This is a genomic window from Rossellomorea sp. SC111 (assembly GCF_024733565.1).
Lineage (GTDB): Bacteria > Bacillota > Bacilli > Bacillales > Bacillaceae_B > Rossellomorea.
Map to the genome: position 1 here is coordinate 1 of NZ_JANIOC010000002.1, position 18,596 is coordinate 18,596.

General features: G+C 40.5%; 19 protein-coding genes. 13 read left to right on the forward strand and 6 right to left on the reverse strand.

Going from position 1 to position 18,596, the window contains the following annotated elements:
• Positions 1-183, forward strand: a 183-nt coding sequence (locus NQ095_RS02050) for an IS3 family transposase (RefSeq protein ID WP_258261853.1), incomplete at its 5' end; no start/stop codon positions are given.
• A gap of 592 nt (positions 184-775) precedes the next feature.
• Here the strand turns inward: NQ095_RS02050 and NQ095_RS02055 are convergent.
• Both NQ095_RS02055 and NQ095_RS02060 read right to left on the reverse strand, forming a co-directional pair.
• On the reverse strand, positions 776-1,600 hold the full coding sequence (locus NQ095_RS02055; RefSeq protein ID WP_258261854.1) for a GNAT family N-acetyltransferase: 825 nt from the start codon (positions 1,598-1,600) through the stop codon (positions 776-778).
• 127 nt (positions 1,601-1,727) lie between these two features.
• On the reverse strand, positions 1,728-2,789 hold the full coding sequence (locus NQ095_RS02060) for a DUF3900 domain-containing protein (protein WP_258261855.1): 1,062 nt from the start codon (positions 2,787-2,789) through the stop codon (positions 1,728-1,730).
• Between the two features lie 157 nt (positions 2,790-2,946).
• Here NQ095_RS02060 and NQ095_RS02065 point away from each other — a divergent pair, with 157 nt between their 5' ends.
• A complete protein-coding gene (locus tag NQ095_RS02065; RefSeq protein ID WP_258261856.1) occupies positions 2,947-3,930 on the forward strand; it encodes a cation diffusion facilitator family transporter in 984 nt (327 codons plus the stop codon).
• Positions 3,931-3,968: 38 nt separating this feature from the next.
• Here NQ095_RS02065 and NQ095_RS02070 read toward each other — a convergent pair whose 3' ends face one another.
• Positions 3,969-4,583 carry a PH domain-containing protein gene (locus NQ095_RS02070; RefSeq protein ID WP_258261857.1) on the reverse strand — a complete coding sequence of 205 codons (615 nt, stop codon included), beginning with the start codon at positions 4,581-4,583 and terminating at the stop codon, positions 3,969-3,971.
• A 196-nt stretch (positions 4,584-4,779) separates the two neighbouring features.
• Between NQ095_RS02070 and NQ095_RS02075 the strand changes: the two genes are divergently transcribed.
• Both NQ095_RS02075 and NQ095_RS02080 read left to right on the forward strand, forming a co-directional pair.
• Entirely contained in the window at positions 4,780-5,409 is a 630-nt protein-coding gene (locus NQ095_RS02075; RefSeq protein WP_258261858.1) for an NUDIX hydrolase, read from the forward strand.
• A 975-nt stretch (positions 5,410-6,384) separates the two neighbouring features.
• A complete protein-coding gene (locus NQ095_RS02080; protein WP_258261859.1) occupies positions 6,385-6,834 on the forward strand; it encodes a hypothetical protein in 450 nt (149 codons plus the stop codon).
• Positions 6,835-6,874: 40 nt separating this feature from the next.
• Here NQ095_RS02080 and NQ095_RS02085 read toward each other — a convergent pair whose 3' ends face one another.
• Entirely contained in the window at positions 6,875-7,126 is a 252-nt protein-coding gene (locus NQ095_RS02085) for a DUF2164 domain-containing protein (RefSeq protein WP_258261860.1), read from the reverse strand.
• A 172-nt stretch (positions 7,127-7,298) separates the two neighbouring features.
• Between NQ095_RS02085 and NQ095_RS02090 the strand changes: the two genes are divergently transcribed.
• The 3 genes from NQ095_RS02090 (at position 7,299) to NQ095_RS02100 (ending at position 9,890) form a co-directional block, all read left to right on the forward strand.
• The gene (locus tag NQ095_RS02090) at positions 7,299-7,847 is read left to right on the forward strand and encodes a DinB family protein (RefSeq protein ID WP_258262197.1); all 549 of its coding nucleotides are present in this window, start codon (positions 7,299-7,301) and stop codon (positions 7,845-7,847) included.
• A gap of 183 nt (positions 7,848-8,030) precedes the next feature.
• On the forward strand, positions 8,031-8,228 hold the full coding sequence (cspD, locus tag NQ095_RS02095) for a cold-shock protein CspD (RefSeq protein WP_032088076.1): 198 nt from the start codon (positions 8,031-8,033) through the stop codon (positions 8,226-8,228).
• Between the two features lie 141 nt (positions 8,229-8,369).
• The gene (locus NQ095_RS02100) at positions 8,370-9,890 is read left to right on the forward strand and encodes an MDR family MFS transporter (protein ID WP_309137610.1); all 1,521 of its coding nucleotides are present in this window, start codon (positions 8,370-8,372) and stop codon (positions 9,888-9,890) included.
• A gap of 464 nt (positions 9,891-10,354) precedes the next feature.
• On the opposite strand, the gene NQ095_RS02105 is transcribed toward NQ095_RS02100, so the two are convergent.
• The gene (locus NQ095_RS02105; protein ID WP_258261862.1) at positions 10,355-10,480 is read right to left on the reverse strand and encodes a hypothetical protein; all 126 of its coding nucleotides are present in this window, start codon (positions 10,478-10,480) and stop codon (positions 10,355-10,357) included.
• A 199-nt stretch (positions 10,481-10,679) separates the two neighbouring features.
• Here NQ095_RS02105 and NQ095_RS02110 point away from each other — a divergent pair, with 199 nt between their 5' ends.
• The 3 genes from NQ095_RS02110 to NQ095_RS02120 all read left to right on the forward strand — a co-directional run bounded on the left by NQ095_RS02110 (position 10,680) and on the right by NQ095_RS02120 (position 13,377).
• Entirely contained in the window at positions 10,680-12,188 is a 1,509-nt protein-coding gene (locus tag NQ095_RS02110) for a BCCT family transporter (RefSeq protein ID WP_375162796.1), read from the forward strand.
• Between the two features lie 136 nt (positions 12,189-12,324).
• Positions 12,325-13,029, forward strand: a complete 705-nt coding sequence (locus NQ095_RS02115) for a Type 1 glutamine amidotransferase-like domain-containing protein (RefSeq protein ID WP_258261863.1) — start codon at positions 12,325-12,327, stop codon at positions 13,027-13,029.
• Positions 13,030-13,107: 78 nt separating this feature from the next.
• Positions 13,108-13,377 (forward strand): hypothetical protein, encoded by a 270-nt coding sequence (locus NQ095_RS02120; protein WP_258261864.1) that lies wholly within the window; start codon positions 13,108-13,110, stop codon positions 13,375-13,377.
• A gap of 163 nt (positions 13,378-13,540) precedes the next feature.
• Here NQ095_RS02120 and NQ095_RS02125 read toward each other — a convergent pair whose 3' ends face one another.
• On the reverse strand, positions 13,541-14,632 hold the full coding sequence (locus NQ095_RS02125; protein ID WP_258261865.1) for an AI-2E family transporter: 1,092 nt from the start codon (positions 14,630-14,632) through the stop codon (positions 13,541-13,543).
• 210 nt (positions 14,633-14,842) lie between these two features.
• On the opposite strand from NQ095_RS02125, the gene NQ095_RS02130 reads away from it, so the two are divergent.
• From NQ095_RS02130 to NQ095_RS02140, 3 genes are read left to right on the forward strand one after another with little or no spacing between them, the layout of a single operon-like run.
• On the forward strand, positions 14,843-16,366 hold the full coding sequence (locus NQ095_RS02130; protein ID WP_258261866.1) for a spore germination protein: 1,524 nt from the start codon (positions 14,843-14,845) through the stop codon (positions 16,364-16,366).
• A complete protein-coding gene (locus tag NQ095_RS02135) occupies positions 16,350-17,459 on the forward strand; it encodes a GerAB/ArcD/ProY family transporter (RefSeq protein WP_258261867.1) in 1,110 nt (369 codons plus the stop codon). Before NQ095_RS02130 ends, NQ095_RS02135 begins: the two co-directional genes overlap by 17 nt.
• On the forward strand, positions 17,456-18,562 hold the full coding sequence (locus tag NQ095_RS02140; RefSeq protein ID WP_258261868.1) for a Ger(x)C family spore germination protein: 1,107 nt from the start codon (positions 17,456-17,458) through the stop codon (positions 18,560-18,562). Before NQ095_RS02135 ends, NQ095_RS02140 begins: the two co-directional genes overlap by 4 nt.
• The last annotated feature ends 34 nt before the right edge of the window (positions 18,563-18,596 follow it).

Sequence of the window (18,596 nt, forward strand, 5' to 3'; positions counted from 1 at the left end):
ATGGAGAACTTTTTTGGGATACTGAAGTCTGAATTCCTTTACTTACAAGAATTTGATAGTATCGAGCACTTTAAAGAAGAACTGAAAGAATACATGTATTACTACAATCACCTGAGAATCAAATCAAGGTTAAAACGAAAAAGTCCGGTAGCTTATCGAGTAAGTACTGAATTAGCTGCTTAGAAATTTAAGTGTCCAACGTTATGGGACCAGTGCATTGCGCCTGCGGGGTCTCACCTGTCCAGCGTTTCCCGCAGGAGTCGAGCACCTTCCGCTCCAATCAACTTTCGAAGCGTAAGTGTTCACTATAACATTGTAAAGTCGAGATTGCTTCACCATTGCATACACCAACTCCAATTTTTATAAGTTGCTGTGATCGATTACCGTTAATTATACACACACTCTTTCTTGCCAGATGTGAATGACTCATCCTGCTCCGACACACTCCAAATGACCGAATATTCACAAACTATAGTATGTGTATGAATAACAACAATCTTGGTGAAATTGCCTATTTATTATTATTATTGCTAAAGCAAATTCAGAAAATATAGCAGAATCTAGCTTTTGATTGGAGTGCAAGACGAAGACTCCTACGGGAAAAGCGGAATAGGTGAGACCCCGCAGGAACGTCAGAGACGAGAAGGCTAGCCGAACGCCCGAGGAAAGCGAAGTCTTGCACGGAAATCAAAAGCGGTGTAACAAGTGATCCAAACTGTTTTTTGATTGTTCGTCTTTAGAGAAAACGGATTTAGTTATGTCCCTGCCACTTTCTTTATTCAATGGGATATTGATAATATTCCTGACTATAAAAGGTTTGAAAACCGCTTGATTCATAAAGTTTCAGTGCCTTGCTATTCGTGGCAGCGACATCCAGGTATATATCATCGGTCCATTTCGATTCCTGCATCACAGCCCGGGACAATGCTTTTCTTCCGATGCCCTTTCCCTGATAAGAAGGGAAGACGGCAAAGCCATAGATGAAACTCTTCTTATTCGCTCGTTGAACCCTTATCTTCCCAACAACTTTTTCATCAAGGACAATCATAAGATTTCCTGCCGGCGAATCTTCGAATAGCCTCCTGGTGTAGGATTCAGCATCACTTCTGACAACCCCGAAACATTTTTCATCCAGGTCGATGATGGTATCAATATCATGTGCATCCGCCGTTTTTATACCGACAGAATGGTCGATGACTAACTCTTTCTTATTCCATTTCATTTCATATTCAGTGAAATCATACGCAGCACCCGTATGCGATATAAACCCTTTTCCAGACGTCGATGATCCCGGAATATTGAGTAAGAGCTTATTGACCGTCCGGGGTTTTAAAGATTGGAGTGCTTTTTGAAACAGTTCTTGAAACAGGTGCTGACGACGGAAATCAGGATGGATCATCCCACATATTTCGTACGAATCGCCAAATCCGTATATTCCTAAAAACCCGATCAAAAGGTTCTCTTTGTATAGAAGAAAATCATCCTGATCGTTCTGTCTCTTTTTTAGCATTTCCCAGTTTAATTTTAAGTTGATATCTTCAAAATTCTCGCAAACATTCTGAAGATCCTTTATATCTTGAAGTTGTTTAGAAGTAAGCATTCGTTATACCCCTTTTTACCGAAATAGAAAGAATTTTCTTACTTGATTTTATTTTATGAGCATTATTTATACAAGAAAATTTTGCTCTTTCATAGAATAAAACCATGTAGGTATACATTTATCCACCTTATTCCTTATCCTGTATACGCTGAATCACTTCATGAAGTTCATCAGGCTTAAGGAATTCAAGTGGGGAAAATCCTTTTTCAAACATGACGGACTCACTTTCGATCATCAGGACATATCGACCGTTCACTTTCGCCAAATGAATGCTGTCTCCGAAATCTGAAAGAAGGGCTTTTACAGAAACATGGTCAAGTTTCACCTTCAGTTCCACTTCAGGGGATTGCTCGACTATTTGTGAAGTGGCTTCCACCACCTGTTCCGTCGTGAAACGTTCCTGCAGTTCCCGCTTCGGGCTGATGGCCCATTCTTCTACGGCTTCTTCGAATTCGACCCGTTCGTCACTTTCTTCAGCATATGTCTCTGAAATATGTTCTTTTACCATTCCGTACACTTGGGATTTCACGATTTCGGGCATAGACTTTTCATACACCACCCATTTAAGGAAATCCTCAAAGTACCTGGCGTGTGATGCTTGATGAATTTTGATTTCCGCAGAATCCATCATTCCTTCTTCAGGCATATAGGGATATTGGATGGATTTCATGTTTTTCGTCGTGATCGCCATTTCTACATTATGAATCAGGGTTGCTTCATCCGTAATGGTGGCGACCTTTGGTTCGAAATCACATTTCATTATGAATAAAAAGGGATCATCAAAAAATTTGGTGAGTTTTGCGGTGGCTACTAGAAATGCCCCACCTCGAATAGCACTCGCTTCTATGTACATTTGAACAATTTGATCACATGCTTCACGAAAATCTTCTTTACTTTCAGCATAACGGGTTCGATGAAATAAATTGTAGTTTGGATTCGATGTAAGCTCATGACCTGGTTCTACAACAAAGCGGCCAATTTTAGTGGGAGCTGACTCTGATTTGGAGTGCCTGTCCACCTTTCGCTTGACGATCTTCGTCAGTTCACCGTCCAGAAAGCTTTTGAGGGGGCTTTCCTCATACTCACCCCCGGTCAAGGTTTGAAAGTGCTTATGTCGTTTATCTGCTTCTTCGCCTTTTCCTTCTACCTGGATTAAATAAAATGAAAGATGCTGTATGGTAAAATCCATGATTTGTTCTCCTGACCTGATTAGATTCGAAATCTTATGATTTCACATTCATTGTTACAGTATAGAAAAGCACAAAAGGTTCGTCAATTGACTTATGAAAGGAGAGTATTGAGAGATACTATTTATTAGCTTGATAAAACGTAAGGTGGTGAGCTTGGTGAGTAATGAATCATTTTTCACATTAGTGAAAAAAGGAAATAAATCTTCGTTCTTTGCGATGGTGGGAAATGGCCTCCTTGCAATCGCAAAGGGGGCGGCATTCTTTATCAGTGGAAGTGGGGCAATGTTTGCCTCTGCCATGCACTCGTTAGCCGATACTGTCAATCAAGGGTTTGTGTTTATTGGCAGTGTTCTATCAGAGAAGAAGCCGACAGAAAAGTTCCCGACAGGTTTTGGGCGTGTCATCAATCTGTTTTGCATGATTGCGGTCATCGTTGTTTCGGTCATGGCTTATGAAACGATTCGTGAGGGATTTCATCTAATCAAACATCCCGCTGAAGTCAAAGGGATATGGATAAATGTATCCGTGTTACTCTTGAACATCCTCATTGATGGAACGATCCTCATTAAAGTGATGAAGGAAATCAGTCAGGAAGCCCGCGTGGAAAGCAGGGGTGCTGGGATTGTGACCGGTGCGTTCAAGCATGTAAAGCGGGCAGCGCCCCCAACAAGACTTGTGTTTTATGAAGACTTAGTTGCTGTATCCGGTGCCATTCTGGCTTTGATAGCGGTCCTTGTTTCTTATTTCTCTCCGTTTCAACTATTGGATGGGATTGTGACCATAATGATCGGATTCCTAATGGTGGGGGTTGCCTTCAGGGTCGGGTATGACAATATGGTTGGTCTTATAGGGGTTGCTGCACCAAAGGAAGTAGAGGACCGGATTGCTTCTGCCATCTTTGAACATGAGGCAGTCATCGATATCTTTAAGATGAGGATTACACAGGAGGGCCGTTATTACCACGTGGAATCATATCTTGAATTGAAAAAGGGGTTACCCCTATCAGAAGCGGATGATATTAAGTTTGCCATACAGGATCAGTTAATAGGGGATCCGGATATAGCTGATGTTACATTAGGGATCATAGAAGACAATGGTGTTCAGGAGTGGAAAGGGACTGATGTACCTGAAATTCAGTAATGATCCTCCGGCTGATGGTTTGAGCCGGAGGATGCAGATTAATTTTGAATGAATTTTTCAAACACAAACCCAAAATCTTTAAGGGTCAATTCTTTCTTCTTGTCCGACAGCCAATTGAAGGCATATTGATTGACCTCTTTAAACTGGTCAACAACATTTACGCCATCTGTCTTCACTTGTCCCAATGTTGAGGATGCCAGTTGAAGACTTTCATTGGCAAAACCAGAATAAATGCTATTGTCAGTAGTGATTTCACTAATTTTTATAAGGGACTTATATAGATCTTTCACTTCTGCTAAATGTTTTTTATGAACATCGATGGAGTAGATTTCCGAACCGATCTTAAACTTGATTTCAACATCCAGATCTACTGTTCCCGCCGTTTCAAGAAGGACATTCGATAGGTGATACTTGTAATAATCCAAACGGCGGAGCACCCGCTTCTTGCTTGCTGCACTTGTCCCATCAAGGTGAATGAGAGCTTTGTTTGTAAAGCAATATTCATCGGACTTGGATTTGATTAGAAAGTAAATCTTCTCTCCATCTTCATGCATAATGTAATCATCTGAATCGGCTTTGTCGTAATCCTGCGGCATTATGACTGTGCCAATATCACTCAAACCTAATACATCTGAAGCTACTTTTCCAAACATGCTTTCAAATCCTTTCAATTTTGAATGTTTACTTTCTTACCATGTGATAAGACTTCATTAGTATATCATAGATTCATAGAAGGTAAGGGAATTATTGGAATAATATGGTTTGAACGCTTATGGTTTGGGTGTTCCATTCCATTCATACTATAATAAAGAAAATCATAGAATAGATTAACGTAAAGGGGGGAATAGAATGGATGTGACCGATCTGCTGATGCGCTTCAAAGATAGAACGCCTAAAGTGTTGGGGAGTGAAACATTTTCTGAATATGCTATTCTACTTCCTTTGATCGAAGTGAAAGGGGATATTCATGTTCTCTTTGAAGTCCGTTCATTGAATATGCGGAGACAACCGGGGGAAATCTGCTTTCCAGGTGGGAGAATCGACCGGAGTGACTCTGATGAGAGGGCAGCTGCCTTAAGGGAGACATCAGAGGAATTGGGAATACAAGAGGATTCCATCTCGGACATTTATCCTCTCGATTATATCGTATCCCCATTTGGGACGATCATCTATCCTTTTGTAGGGAAGCTGAATATATCATTAGAAGAGTTGCGCCCGAATGCTGCCGAGGTGGAAGAGATTTTCACAACCCCGCTCTCTTACATGTGTGAAAAAGAACCGGAATTGTATAATATCAAATTTAAAATGGAACCGGAAGAGAGCTTCCCATATAAACAAATACCAGGTGGGGAAAACTACGACTGGCAGGCAAGAAACATGAAAGAACATTTCTACTACTACGAAGATAAAGTCATCTGGGGCCTCACCGCCCGCGTCCTCCATCACTTTATAAAACTGCTGGCACAACCCTCTAATTGACAGGCCAACGTGAAAAATTGTTACTGTTAAATGGATAATAATATCTAAATTAGTAATATACTTTAGTAAGACATAAGTGGGATTTGTTTGGAATTATATAATTTGAAATAGGTTTTGTATAGAAGCACAGAGTGGATTGTAGCGGAAGGCACTTGACTCCTGCGGGAGATAGAGGAAAGGTTGAGACCCCACAGGGCAAAGCCCGAGGAGGCTCAACTTCCTCCCCGCGCGAGTCTTGTGCCTGCAGCGGAAAGGAACGGTCCATATATTTACATTCCCTCTTATAAAAAATATAATAAAAAAATTTCAAAAGAAATTCCAAAAGAAATTCTACATTTACCTGTACGGATTGACATACGTTTCGTTTTCATACTTTTTTCGATAGAACAATCTGTCGGAGAAAGTATTTTTGTATGTCAATATGTAGCAAATTGAATGGTTTGTAAATGGTTAGGAGGAGGTAAAGAGAAGTAACAGAAAGACAATGGAAAAGGAGAGGGGAATTATTATGATCATTCGTGCTAAATGCTGGAGGATGTTAAGCGTACAGGAAAAATTGTTTATCCTGAAGGCAGTATGTAATAAGCATCTCAAAAAGTAGCCTCCGGATAATATAACCGATTTGTACATGCCACAGCTTTTTGTCTTTGGTTCGCATATATTGGTGGTACGATCAAATCAAGAATATAAGGTTTGCAATTGAACAGTGCCTTAAAGCAATCCAACACCATGTTATGATGGAAATTACATGGAGGCCGTTAATCCAGCCACCTTCCTATTCTTCTTCTGGAATTATGCCCTTAACGGTGAATAAGTGCTCCCCCGAAATAATCCCCCTAACCCGGATCATACTATCCTTTCAATTGACCCATTATTGAAGTGTCTCTTACCAAAAGACCAATAAAATGTTTCTGGCATATTTTATTGGTCTTTTGGTAAGATAGATGGTGCACATACATATAAGGAGGACAACGAGTGAAAGCATCGAAAACAGTTATGATGGCCGGTCTTTTTTTAGCTATCCTTTTAAGCGGATGTAATCGGAATGCTGCAGACATGGTCGTTAAAAGTAGTGTAACGGTAAATGAAGAAGATGAAACACTTACCTTTTCAGGAGTATTAACGGATGAAGCTTTGGATCCGGCCACGCCTTTCCGAGCCCGCTTTTTTTTGCAGGGGAAAACGATCAAAAATGCATTGGGCACCGATTTGATCTATACGGATGAAGAACTGAAAAGCCGTAAAGAGGGAGAGGCTCCTAAGGAATATAAAGTAGAAAAAACAGTAGAAATTAAAAAGAGTGAAGAGATCGATAAGATCATAAGCGACATTCAAAACGAAGATAAAGAAGCTGTCACCATCGAAATCGTAAATGACAATGGCCGCATTGATGACAAGGTTCTTCATGACATTAAAAAAGAGTAGGGTGGTATCAAGCCCTGCTCCTTTTTTATGTATAACAAGCTTATTTAGGATTCACTGGTCTTTTTAATGCATAAAGATCGTCTTCGAGTAGAAGCATTTTATCCAATAATATGTCCTTGGAATCCATCACTCCCTTATTATATAAGAAGGGACCGATTTCTTTCATAAAGAAGTCAAACCAATTTTCAGCTCCTAAATCCCCGATTTCATCCCCTGTTTGTTCATAGTAAAAACTCTGAATCCTCCCGATCATTTCGTCTCTCTGTTCTTTAGGTATCTTTGTAAACATCATGAGTACCCCTCCAGTTTTGTTTCTTCCATCGTAACATAAGAAGTCCGAGCAGAGAGAGGTGTAAAGAAATTCATCGTTCAAAGAGTTGTGGATTTTTCTCTAAAAATAAAGGGGATTTCCATTCGGTATCCAATATAGTAATAGAAGACTATGAGGGGGACTTATAATGGAAATGAACTCAATCTACATGATCAAAGAAAAAAATGGGATGAAAAAGGACTTTTCACTGCTTCTTTCCATGATGGATTACGCCAGGTTCACTTCTATACAGGAAGTGGAAAATCTGTCTGTTGAAAAGCTTGATTACCGTTGTCATGATGAAGCGAATTCCATAGGGATGTTACTAGCTCATTTTGATGCAGTAGAAAAGATATATCAGGCACTGACATTTGAACAACTGACTGATGAGGAAATAGAAGCATATGCGTCGGAATTGGAGCCTGCCTTAAGTTTAGGCAGCAAGGCAGCCGAAAAAATTAAAGGGAATTCTGTGGAATACTACCTGGAAAACCTTCAACGCACAAGAAAGGTTACAATCGAGCAATTTAAAAAATTGGACGAAGAATGGCTATACGACGAGACAGATTGGTGGTATGGGGAAAAAGGAAATAACTTCTTTAAATGGTTTCATGTTTTTGAAGACGAAATCAATCATAGGGGTCAAATAAGGATGATCAAAAAGTTATATACAAAAGAGTATCTACCTACGATAGTAGAGTAGGTTAGACTATATTTTTTACAATTAGACCCATTACCGCCTTGAGTTTTGAAGGGGATTCTGTTATAGTAAAGATAATTATTTTTGTTCGATTAATATACATGATTGACTAATTCGTCTTGAATCTTAATCAGAGCAGGAATATAAATATTTTTACGTGCAACTGCACTAGGAGGTACATGTTTTATGTTACAAGGTAAAGTTAAATGGTTTAACGCTGAAAAAGGTTTCGGTTTCATCGAAGTTGAAGGTCAAGACGATGTTTTTGTTCACTTCTCCGCTATCCAAGGTGAAGGATACAAATCATTAGAAGAAGGTCAAGACGTTACATTTGAAATCGTTGAAGGCGCTCGTGGACCACAAGCGGCTAACGTTCAAAAGTAATTCAAACGTATAATTTCAAGCAGGGTACGTCAGTTGACGTACCCTGCTTTTTTGCTCTTTAGGAAAGTCGATATGGACAATCAGATAGAAAGTTCTATAATGAAATAGACGTTTTAACATTGTTAATGGAGGATGATTGTGTTGGTGGCAAAAGAAAGTAATATGAAACTGGCACTTGCCGGCTTATTGTTAGGGATACTCATGTCAGCCATGGATAATACCATCGTGGCAACGGCGTTGGGATCCATTGTTTCAGATCTGGGTGGACTGGACAAATTTGTATGGGTCACAAGCGCATACATGGTAGCGGTCATGGCCGGGATGCCAATTTTCGGTAAGCTGTCTGACATGTATGGTAGAAAGAGATTTTACATATTCGGTCTCTCTATTTTCTTGATTGGTTCAGCACTGTGTGGGATTGCACAGGATATCGTTCAGTTAAGTATATTCCGGGCCATTCAAGGAATTGGTGGTGGAGCTTTGCTGCCAATCGCCTTTACCATTGTATTTGATTTATTCCCTCCTGAAAAACGCGGTAAGATGACAGGACTCCTGGGTGCAGTATTTGGATCCGCTTCCGTTTTCGGGCCGCTGATAGGAGCATTTTTAACGGATCATTTAAGCTGGCATTGGATTTTCTATGTCAATGTACCAATTGGTCTCCTATCGCTCTTCTTTATTACAACGGCTTATAAAGAATCCCCACAGCGATCGGATCAGCGAATTGATTGGGGAGGGGCAATCACTCTAGTGATAGCGGTTGTCAGTCTCATGTTTGCCCTTGAATTCGGCGGAAAGGAATTCCCATGGGAATCGTGGCAGATCATTGGATTGTTTGCATCCTTCTTTATCTTCTTTATGAGCTTCTTATGGATCGAACGAAAGGCATCTGAACCGATTATTTCATTTTGGATGTTCAAAAGTCCATTATTTGCATCAGCACAGGCCCTCGCTTTTCTGTATGGGGCTGCGTTCATTATCTTGACCATACTGATTCCAATTTTTGTTCAGGCTGTATATGGTGGATCTGCGACAAATGCCGGATTGATTTTGACACCGTTGATGCTCGGTTCAGTAGCAGGCAGTGCCGTTGCGGGCATCCGAATGACGAAAACAAGTTACCGTAATATCATGTGGGTTTCCATTATTTCCTTTATTGCAGGCATGGTGTTACTCGCGACGATGGGACCAGATACAAATAGATGGATGATGACGCTCTATATGGTCATAAGTGGTTTTGGTGTAGGCTTTTCTTTTTCATTACTGCCTAACGCCACGATCCATAAGCTGGATCCCCGGTTTAGAGGGTCTGCAAACTCGACGAATGCTTTTTTCCGTTCCCTGGGGATGACCATAGGGATAACGGTCTATGGGACACTGCAAACAAAACTCTTTGCCTCTAATCTTGAACATGCCTTTAAGGGACAGGAAGCAGGAGGGGGCTTCCAAGGTGATCCAAGGAGTATTTTTGAACCTGAGATGCGTGAAAAGATTCCGGATTTTGTTCTTACTAAAATCACGAACGCAATGTCTGAATCTATTACCACCACTTTTGCCTATGCATTGATCCCCCTTGGAATCGCATTGGTGTTTGTGTTCCTTATGGGAAAATCAAGACTTGAGGTTTCAACTGATTTATCTTCTCAGAAAATGAAGGAATAAAAAAATGCCATTTTAATCTTTTCATGTTTCTACATGTACAGATTTGGGAATGATCCATTGCATTGGAGTGTTTAATTTTGTGGAAGAATGCTAAGAAATTTTTTATTTTTATAGGGGTATTCCTCGGTATAAGTCTCTTATTGAGTATAATAACCGGTCTGATTATCACCTATATGTACGACGGTACAGGTTATAAGGGTTCTCCAGTGATTGGAACCATGATAAATGGAGCTTCTGCAGTAATTGCCGTTTTGGTTGCATACAAACCGTTCAAAAAAAGCGGTGCACAAAAAAGGTAGTAAATCACTTTTGGCTCCAAATATAGAATGAATGATGAACCTTCCCGGAAATTTCGGGGAGGTTTTTTATTGCGATAAATAGAATGAAAGGTACCATAAATAATGAAAGAGACCAGTCGTTTGACTGATCTCCCTTTAAGTATCGGTTTTTGTTACTATGTTAGATTATTTATTTTGTTGGTTTTGTTGGTTTTGTTGTTTAGCAGCTTTTTTAGCTCTTTCAGTAGCGTTTTGCTCTTGAGCAAATTCTGCTTCATTTTTTTGTTGTTGCGGTTTGTTGTTCTTTGTCATAGTAATCACCTCCCTCTACATTAATTTGCCCGGAAATGAAAGAAAGATACTTAAAATATTACTTTTTTCTATTTTTATTTCATTCGTGGTTTACCATTTACTTACTAGTTTAGCTCATCGTAAAAGAGGGTAACATTTAATTCATGCCTTTATTTTTATTTCATATGTAGGGGACACAAATGTATGAGGGGGAAGTAAGTTGAAAAATTTCACACCAATGTTTTGGATCGCGATTTCGATCGGCGTGATCTTTGTTTTATGGGGAGTCCTGTTTCCTCAAATGTTAATCGATGTGATGACCAATACTCAAGGGGTTCTTCTTGATAAATTCGGCTGGTTTTATCAATTCTCAGCCACATTCTTTTTTATCATCGCCATCTTTTTTGCCCTAAGTAAGTATGGAAAGATCCGACTGGGGAAAGACACCGACACACCGGAGTATTCTACATTGACCTGGTTTGCCATGCTCTTCAGTGCAGGAATGGGAATTGGCCTCCTTTTTTACGGGGTCTCTGAGCCTGTTTCACATTATGCCGCCCCTCCTTTCGGGAAAGGCGGGACGATTGAATCAGCCAAGATCGGGTTAAGGTATACATATCTTCACTGGGGGTTCCATGCATGGGCCATATATGCCGTGGTGGCACTGGCGCTGGCCTATTACAAGTTCAGGAAAGGAATGCCTGGACTGATGAGTGCTACACTGTATCCGGTTATCGGTGATAAAGCAAAAGGTCCGATCGGTTACATCGTGGATATCATTGCTGTATTTGCCACTATTTTCGGCGTAGCCATATCACTGGGGATAGGAGCACAACAAATCAATAGCGGACTCCATTATCTCATGGATGTGCCGATCAGTTTTAACATCCAGTTAATCATCATGGGGATTGCTACGGTTCTTTATATTACGTCCGCTTCAACGGGCTTATCCAAAGGGATAAAATATTTAAGTAATGCCAATATGATTCTTGCGGTTTTGTTATTCATAGTTTTCCTTATCGTAGGACCTTCACAATTCGTACTGGAATTATTTTTGACAACGTTCGGAAGCTATGTACAGAATCTGCCGGGTATGGGATTACGTTTTTCTCCATTTAACGTAGAAAATAACCAGTGGGTGAAGGACTGGACGATTTTTTATTGGGCATGGTGGATTTCATGGACACCTTTCGTTGGAACGTTCATTGCCAGGGTGTCAAAAGGCAGGACAGTCCGGGAGTTCATCATTGCAGTCATCATCGTTCCTACCATCGTTTGTTCCCTTTGGTTTGGGGTATTCGGAGGAACAGGGTTGTACTATGATCTTGTCCAGGGAGTAGACGTAGCAGGTCAAAGTTTGGAAACGGCATTGTTTTATGTGTATGATCAGATGCCTTTAAGTGGGGTTTTGTCAATCATCTCCCTATTCCTGATTATTACTTTCTTTGTTACTTCTGCCGATTCAGCAACCTTTGTATTGGGGATGCAAACATCCAATGGAAGTCTGAACCCTCCTTTCTTCGTGAAATTCAGCTGGGGAATCATCTTGGCGGCAATCGCTGCCATTATAATGGGGACTGGTGGCATCAGTGGACTACAGGCGGCTACCATCATCACTGCACTCCCTCTAGGGATCATTTTACTTGTCATGACATATGGCTTGTTCATTTCCTTCCAGAAAGAGACCAGGTCGAAGAATATAAGAGAAACAGAAGCAGGCAGGAAATAATAAGCATGAGAACCCCCCTATCAAGGCGATAGGGGGGTTGATCGTTTAGTATGTGTAAATATTTCCATCCTGTTATCACCATCGTCTTCTTTCATTTGGTAAAATAGAGATAGCAAATAGGGAGTGGGGATTGTTCATGAAACAAATTATTGCGATGGGTGGTGGAGGTTTCTCAATGGAACCTGAAAACCTGTTATTAGATCAGTACATAGTAAACCAATCAAAAGCATCTAAGCCAAAGGTGTGTTTTCTACCAACGGCAAGTGGGGATGCAGAAAGTTATATCGAACGCTTTTACAACGCTTTTACAACCATGTCTAGTGAACCTTCTCATCTATCTTTATTCAAGCCCTCCACAAGGGATTTAGAAGGGTTCCTGCTTGAAAAAGACATCATTTATGTAGGCGGGGGAAATACAAAGAGTATGCTCGCGTTATGGAAAGAGTGGGGGATTGACGCGATTCTTAGGAAGGCTTGGGAATCAGGAATCATTCTTTCCGGTTTGAGTGCAGGCTCGATTTGCTGGTTTGAAGAAGGAACCACCGATTCATACGGGGTTGGACTAGAGACGATCGAGGGACTGGGTTTGATAGAAGGCAGTCACTCGCCTCATTATGACGGAGAAGAAAACCGTCGTCCCCTGTACCATTCTTTTGTTGAGAGTGGGGAGTTGCAAGCAGGCTATGCTGCAGATGACGGGGCAGCTTTACATTTTATTGAGGGAGAACTTGCCAGAGCGGTGAGTTCAAGACCACATGCATCGGCTTACCGGGTAGAGAAAAAAGATGGTATGATTCAAGAGTACAGAATCCCCACGATCTATTTGGGTCATCCATTGTAATTTTAAATAATCCTGCATACTAGGACCTCCCGTCACATAGGGATAGTGATGAGTCTTTTTACAAGGAGGAGAATCATCATGAATGAGGATAAACGCAACATGACCGGGGATTTTGTAAAAAACACATCAAAGCAGGCAAGTGAACTCCTGAACAAAACTGCAGATACTGCAAATGGGATCATAAAGAGTGTGAGTGGTGAAGGCGGATTGGTGGGGAAGGTGTCGGATACATCGGCAGACTTTGTGAAAAACGTAAGCAACACTGGAAATAAAATGGTTGGGAAAACCGTTGATACAGCAAGTAAAGCCGTAAAAGGTGCATCAAATAAATTATTTAAAAAGAAATGAGACTTTGAAAGAAGCAATCTCCTCCGGGGATTGCTTCTTTTTATTTGTGTTGTGGTGATGTTTTTGCGGACTCAGTTGCTCCTGAATATGTTCAAACAGATATAAGAACGGAATATCCTTCAACAAAAAAACAACCGGGCAATGGTCCGGTTGTCTCCAGTGTTCATTCCTGTATGGAAGATCTTCTCAGCTTAATGAACTTCACTAAATTCAATACAATCGTTTTCGATACTGCGTAGGTGGGTACGGCTAAAATCATGCCGAGTATTCCAGCTAAGTTACCTGCAACAAGTAATAGTATGATGATCGTTGCAGGATGGGTATCCAATCGTTTCCCCAAAATAAGGGGTGAAAGTAAATTCCCTTCAATTTGCTGAGCAATCGTGACCACCACTGCGACAAGTATCGCCTTTGTCGGTGAGTCAAACAAGGCGACGATGATGGCTGGTGTTGCGCCGATGAACGGTCCGATAAACGGGATGATGTTTGTGACGGCTCCGATCAGTGCCATCACGAGTGCATAAGGCAACCCGATGATCAAGTAACCGATAAAGGTGAGTGTTCCGACAAATGAAGCGACTGTCAATTGTCCCTGTATGTATGCGGCAAGTGTTTCACTCGTATCCTTTAACGTGTTGATTCCTTCCTGACGATACGCAGGCGGCAAAAATTTCGAAATGGCCTTCGGGAATTTATGACCGTCCTTAAACATGAAGAATAAAAGGAAAGGCACGGTAACAATGAGAATGGTGATGCTTGTCAACACACTCAATAACCCCTTCAAGGCAGTGGTGATATTATCAGGCAATGTATTGGCGAAATCCACCAGCTGATTCTCGATATCTTTCAAGGATACATAATCCTGATTCATCATCCATTTAAACTGCTCTGTTTGAGACAGATATTCAATGAAGTTCCTCGTTTGCTTTGCATATTCAGGCAGGGCGTTGAATAACGCAGTCACCTGACGGGTAATGACAGGTGCGATATTCCCAATGATCAACACCAACGCCCCGATGATCGCAGCATAAAGTACGATGATCGCAATCGTCCTCGGGAGCCTTGCTTTCACCAGAAGATTGACTAAAGGATTCAGTAAAAAATAAAGAAACCCTGAAATGATGATCGGGAAAAATAAGGTAGATGCAAATACGACGATCGGTTCAAAAAGAAAAGAAATCTTAGTTGAAACATAAATAATAGTAAGAATGATAAGAATTTGTAAACTCCACGAGTAAACTTTTTTCCTGGTCAACCTATTCACCTCTGCTTATCGACTAGTTTGTCTGATTAAGTATATCAAATATAGGAGGGGAACCCCTACTAATATGTGAGGTAATGGAAAATTATTTTGAGGAGGAGCATATAAGATGCATGAAACCACCGTAGCAATGCAAGTGAAAATGCATAATGACACCATCTTTGGGGAGCATAATTAAAAATAATTCTGACTGAAGGTGCAAATATGAGTTCCTTTTACAATAAGAAGATAAGAAAACCGAAGCAGCTCCTTTCAGAAAAAGAAGAAGTGACTATGGAACCCCTTACATTGGAAGAGAAAGTGTCCTATTTTCAGGAAGGTCTTTTTCACACGGATGATCTGAAATTTAGAGATTTAACCTTTAATAAAAAAAGATTGATCATCCTTTTCCTGGATTCTGTCATTGATAATAGAAGTTTGCAGTCATATATCATTAAGCCCCTCCTAGAGAAAGAGGAAGGCACGATTAAAGATACAGTAAGCAGTAATAGTGTAAAAGAAACACTTCAGTTAGAAGAGGCACTGAGGGCGACGGTCGATGGGCACTGTGTCATCTTACTGGAAGATAGTGAATGGATTACTTTCATAAGTATGCCAAAGTTTGTGTCTAATCGCTACGAGCCCGTAAATGAAAAGGTGATTAGGGGGTCCCACCAGGGGTTCAGTGAAAATATCTCGGAAAATATTCATCTAATCCGTGAAAGGATCTCAAGCACAAAGTTGACTGTGAAATATTCGAGTGTAGGGGAGACGACCAGAACGAAGTACTCTCTCGTCTATTTATCTCATTTGACCGACCCGGAAATAGTGAGCACCATAGAGGACCGTATCAGTTATATTGACACCGATTCGATACAATCACCCGGGTATTTTGAGGAATTTCTGGAAGATAATTCGTTTTCCCCATTCCCACAGTTTTTGAATACTGAACGCCCGGACCGTGTAGTGGGAAACCTGATGGAGGGGAGAGTGGCCTTGGTGATGGAAGGAAGTCCGACTGTGCTCATTTTCCCAGTGAACTTTTTCAGCTTTTTCCAAACATCAGAGGATTATAATAATCGCGCATTTATTGGATCTTTCATTCGTTTCATCAGGTTGATCAGCTTTATTGCAACCCTTTGCTTACCGGCTTTTTATATTGCTGTCATTTCATATAACTATGAAATTATTCCTGTTGAAATTATTTTTTCGATAAAAAGTTCACTTGAATATGTGCCCTTTCCACCTTTGATTGAGGCGGCGATCATGCAGCTCACATTGGAATTGCTCCGCGAAGCAGCGATAAGGCTTCCCAATCCAATTGCTCAAACCATCGGGGTGGTAGGTGGTCTCGTCATTGGGACAGCTGTTGTAGAAGCCAATCTGGTTTCCAATACAATGGTTATCATCGTTGCGATCACAGCGATTTCATCTTTTGTCATTCCTTCCAATGAACTGAGCACGTCTGTGAGGATACTGGGTTTCCCACTTATGATCGCTGCAGCATTATTCGGTGTCCTTGGAATTGTCATTGGACTGATGCTGCTCTTAATCCACATGTCCAACCTGAAGTCGATGGGTCATCATTATTTATACCCGGTAGCCCCTCTTGATGTTAAGGGACTGAAAGATACGTTTATTCGGCTTCCTTTATGGGTGATGAAAAAGCGGCCAAAGGACTTACTTTCACTTTACAGATGGAAAACGTCGGATTCCCGAGGGTGGAAAAAAAATGAAGATTCAGACTAACCTTACGTCCATCCAATTAATATTCTTTATTATTCAAACTCAAATCGGAGTAGGGGTTCTCGGGCTTCCATTCAGCGTATTTTCTGTCTCAAAGGCAGATGCGTGGTTATCTGTATTGCTTGCCGGATTCATTGTTCAGATCCTGATCGTTCTCTTCTGGGTATTGGGGAGAAGATTTCCAAAGAAATCCCTTTTTCAATATTCCAGGGAACTTTTGGGTAAAGTTGCGGGATCAACTGTAAATATTTCTTTTATTATATATGGGGTTCTGGTAACAGCATTAGTATTGATGTACTCGACCGCCATCATAAAGACGTGGGTGCTTCCCCTTACGCCCAAATGGATCATCATGTTTCTATTGATTTTCACTGGAATCTACTTGGGAAAGCAAAAGGTTGCTGCTATCAGCGATGTATATGTAGTGGTATCAAGTCTAATCTTTTTTCTTCTCTTGATATCTGTGGTGGTGCTGATCACTTATCCCATTGAATGGAGATATTTATTACCAATCGGTGAGTCCGGTGGTATGCAGATTTTAAAGGGAGCAAAAGAAGCATACTTTTCAATGCTTGGGTTTGAAATGCTGCTCTTTCTGTTTCCTTATTTTCAACACATTGGTGAACGTTCTGTGTTGTATTCAGCATCGATTGCGAACCTGTTTGTGACACTGACTTATACTTTTCTCACCATCGTCAGCCTTATTACCTTCAGTCCTGAAGAAATCGTCATCGTTCCCCAACCGGTTCTTTACTTTGTAAAATCTCTATATTTGCAGGTTGTTGAGAGGATTGATTTAGTATTCATGTCGTTATGGGTCGTAAATGTCATCACCTCCCTGACAAGTTATCTTTTCTTATCTACAGAAGGGAGCATACATACGTTCAGTTGGTTCAAACGTAAACGTTATATTTATACTGTGTTATTTGGAATGGTTGCGTATGTCATTTCTTTTATACCAAATAAAGAAGGAGAAATGGAGATCTATAACAAAATGGTGATCAATCTTTCGTATCTCTATATTTTGGTGATACCTGTTTTATTATTAAGCATTTCATATCTTTTTAAGAAAGTAGAAAGAGGGAATGATGTATGAAAAAACAATGGATGATCATCAGTATTCTTCTTGTTATGCTTCCTTTCTTAACGGGCTGTTGGGATCAACGACTGCTTCGAAATGGAAGGCTTGTTTTTTCTTCTTCTTTTGATTTGTTGGACGATGAAACCATTCGAGCTACTGCGATCATTCGGGATTTCAAGAATGGAACCCCTACAAACACAATGGTGCAAGGAGAAGGGAAGACCATTCGTGAAACACGTATGGCAATGGACAGAAAGATTTCCGGGGCATTCGAGCCGTCTAAAAACCGTATATTTTTATTAGGAGAAGAATTAGCCAAAGAGGATATCTATAAGTTTTTGGATATTTTTTACCGGGATCCTAACAGTTCGATTTCTTCAAAGCTTGCAGTGGTAGAGGGGAATGGAGGAGACATCCTTTCTAAATTGAGCGAAAAGAACGTTCTGATATCAGAGTTTTTAATTGAATTACTTACGAGTGCTGAATCTTCCACAGGAGTTCCGAAACAAAATTTACAAACGGTCTGCACACTTATGTTTGATGAAGGAAAGGATTTTGCCCTGCCTCTCTTAAAATTGAAAGATGGTGAGGTCATATTAGCCGGTACGGGTATTTTCCATAAACATTCTTTATCGGGGGCTTTAACGTTTAAAGAATCCTCGTTATTCCTCATCATGAATAACCAAAAGGCAAAGATTGCCCGTTTTGTATCCAAAATAGACAATGATAAACGTCTGAACGTGGATAATTATATTACGTATAATGTGACAGAATCCAAGTCCAAGCTCAAAATTATTTCAGATACACCTGATAATATACAAGTGGGGATAGACGTGGCTATGGAAGTGTCGATCGTCGAATTTCCCCAGGATAAATTGACAGATAAGAAAAAATTAAAAAAACTCAATGATGAGATTTCAAAGAAATTAACAGAAGACGCAGAAGAGCTGATTGAGAAGATTCAACTGGCAAACTCAGATTTATTTGGGATCGGCAGGGAGCTTATGGCGTTTCATCCCAAAACGTGGGAAAAAGTAAACTGGGATAAAACTTACCCTGAGATCACGATCGTTCCTGCAATAAAAGTTGATATTATAGGGCAAGGGATCATAAACTAACGGTCCAGCACCATAATGAAGTACTGGACCAAGG

What these genes read in the sequence shown, in the direction of transcription:
- NQ095_RS02055 (WP_258261854.1), bottom strand. Translation starts at nt 1,600, where the DNA reads ATGCTTACTTCTAAACAACTTCAAGATATAAAGGATCTTCAGAATGTT.
- NQ095_RS02085 (WP_258261860.1), bottom strand. Translation starts at nt 7,126, where the DNA reads ATGATGTTTACAAAGATACCTAAAGAACAGAGAGACGAAATGATCGGG.
- NQ095_RS02115 (WP_258261863.1), top strand. Translation starts at nt 12,325, where the DNA reads ATGAAACAAATTATTGCGATGGGTGGTGGAGGTTTCTCAATGGAACCT.
- NQ095_RS02130 (WP_258261866.1), top strand. Translation starts at nt 14,843, where the DNA reads ATGAGTTCCTTTTACAATAAGAAGATAAGAAAACCGAAGCAGCTCCTT.
- NQ095_RS02140 (WP_258261868.1), top strand. Translation starts at nt 17,456, where the DNA reads ATGAAAAAACAATGGATGATCATCAGTATTCTTCTTGTTATGCTTCCT.
- NQ095_RS02120 (WP_258261864.1), top strand. Translation starts at nt 13,108, where the DNA reads ATGAATGAGGATAAACGCAACATGACCGGGGATTTTGTAAAAAACACA.
- NQ095_RS02060 (WP_258261855.1), bottom strand. Translation starts at nt 2,789, where the DNA reads ATGGATTTTACCATACAGCATCTTTCATTTTATTTAATCCAGGTAGAA.
- NQ095_RS02090 (WP_258262197.1), top strand. Translation starts at nt 7,299, where the DNA reads ATGAACTCAATCTACATGATCAAAGAAAAAAATGGGATGAAAAAGGAC.
- NQ095_RS02135 (WP_258261867.1), top strand. Translation starts at nt 16,350, where the DNA reads ATGAAGATTCAGACTAACCTTACGTCCATCCAATTAATATTCTTTATT.
- NQ095_RS02075 (WP_258261858.1), top strand. Translation starts at nt 4,780, where the DNA reads ATGGATGTGACCGATCTGCTGATGCGCTTCAAAGATAGAACGCCTAAA.
- NQ095_RS02070 (WP_258261857.1), bottom strand. Translation starts at nt 4,583, where the DNA reads ATGTTTGGAAAAGTAGCTTCAGATGTATTAGGTTTGAGTGATATTGGC.
- cspD (WP_032088076.1), top strand. Translation starts at nt 8,031, where the DNA reads ATGTTACAAGGTAAAGTTAAATGGTTTAACGCTGAAAAAGGTTTCGGT.
- NQ095_RS02105 (WP_258261862.1), bottom strand. Translation starts at nt 10,480, where the DNA reads ATGACAAAGAACAACAAACCGCAACAACAAAAAAATGAAGCAGAATTT.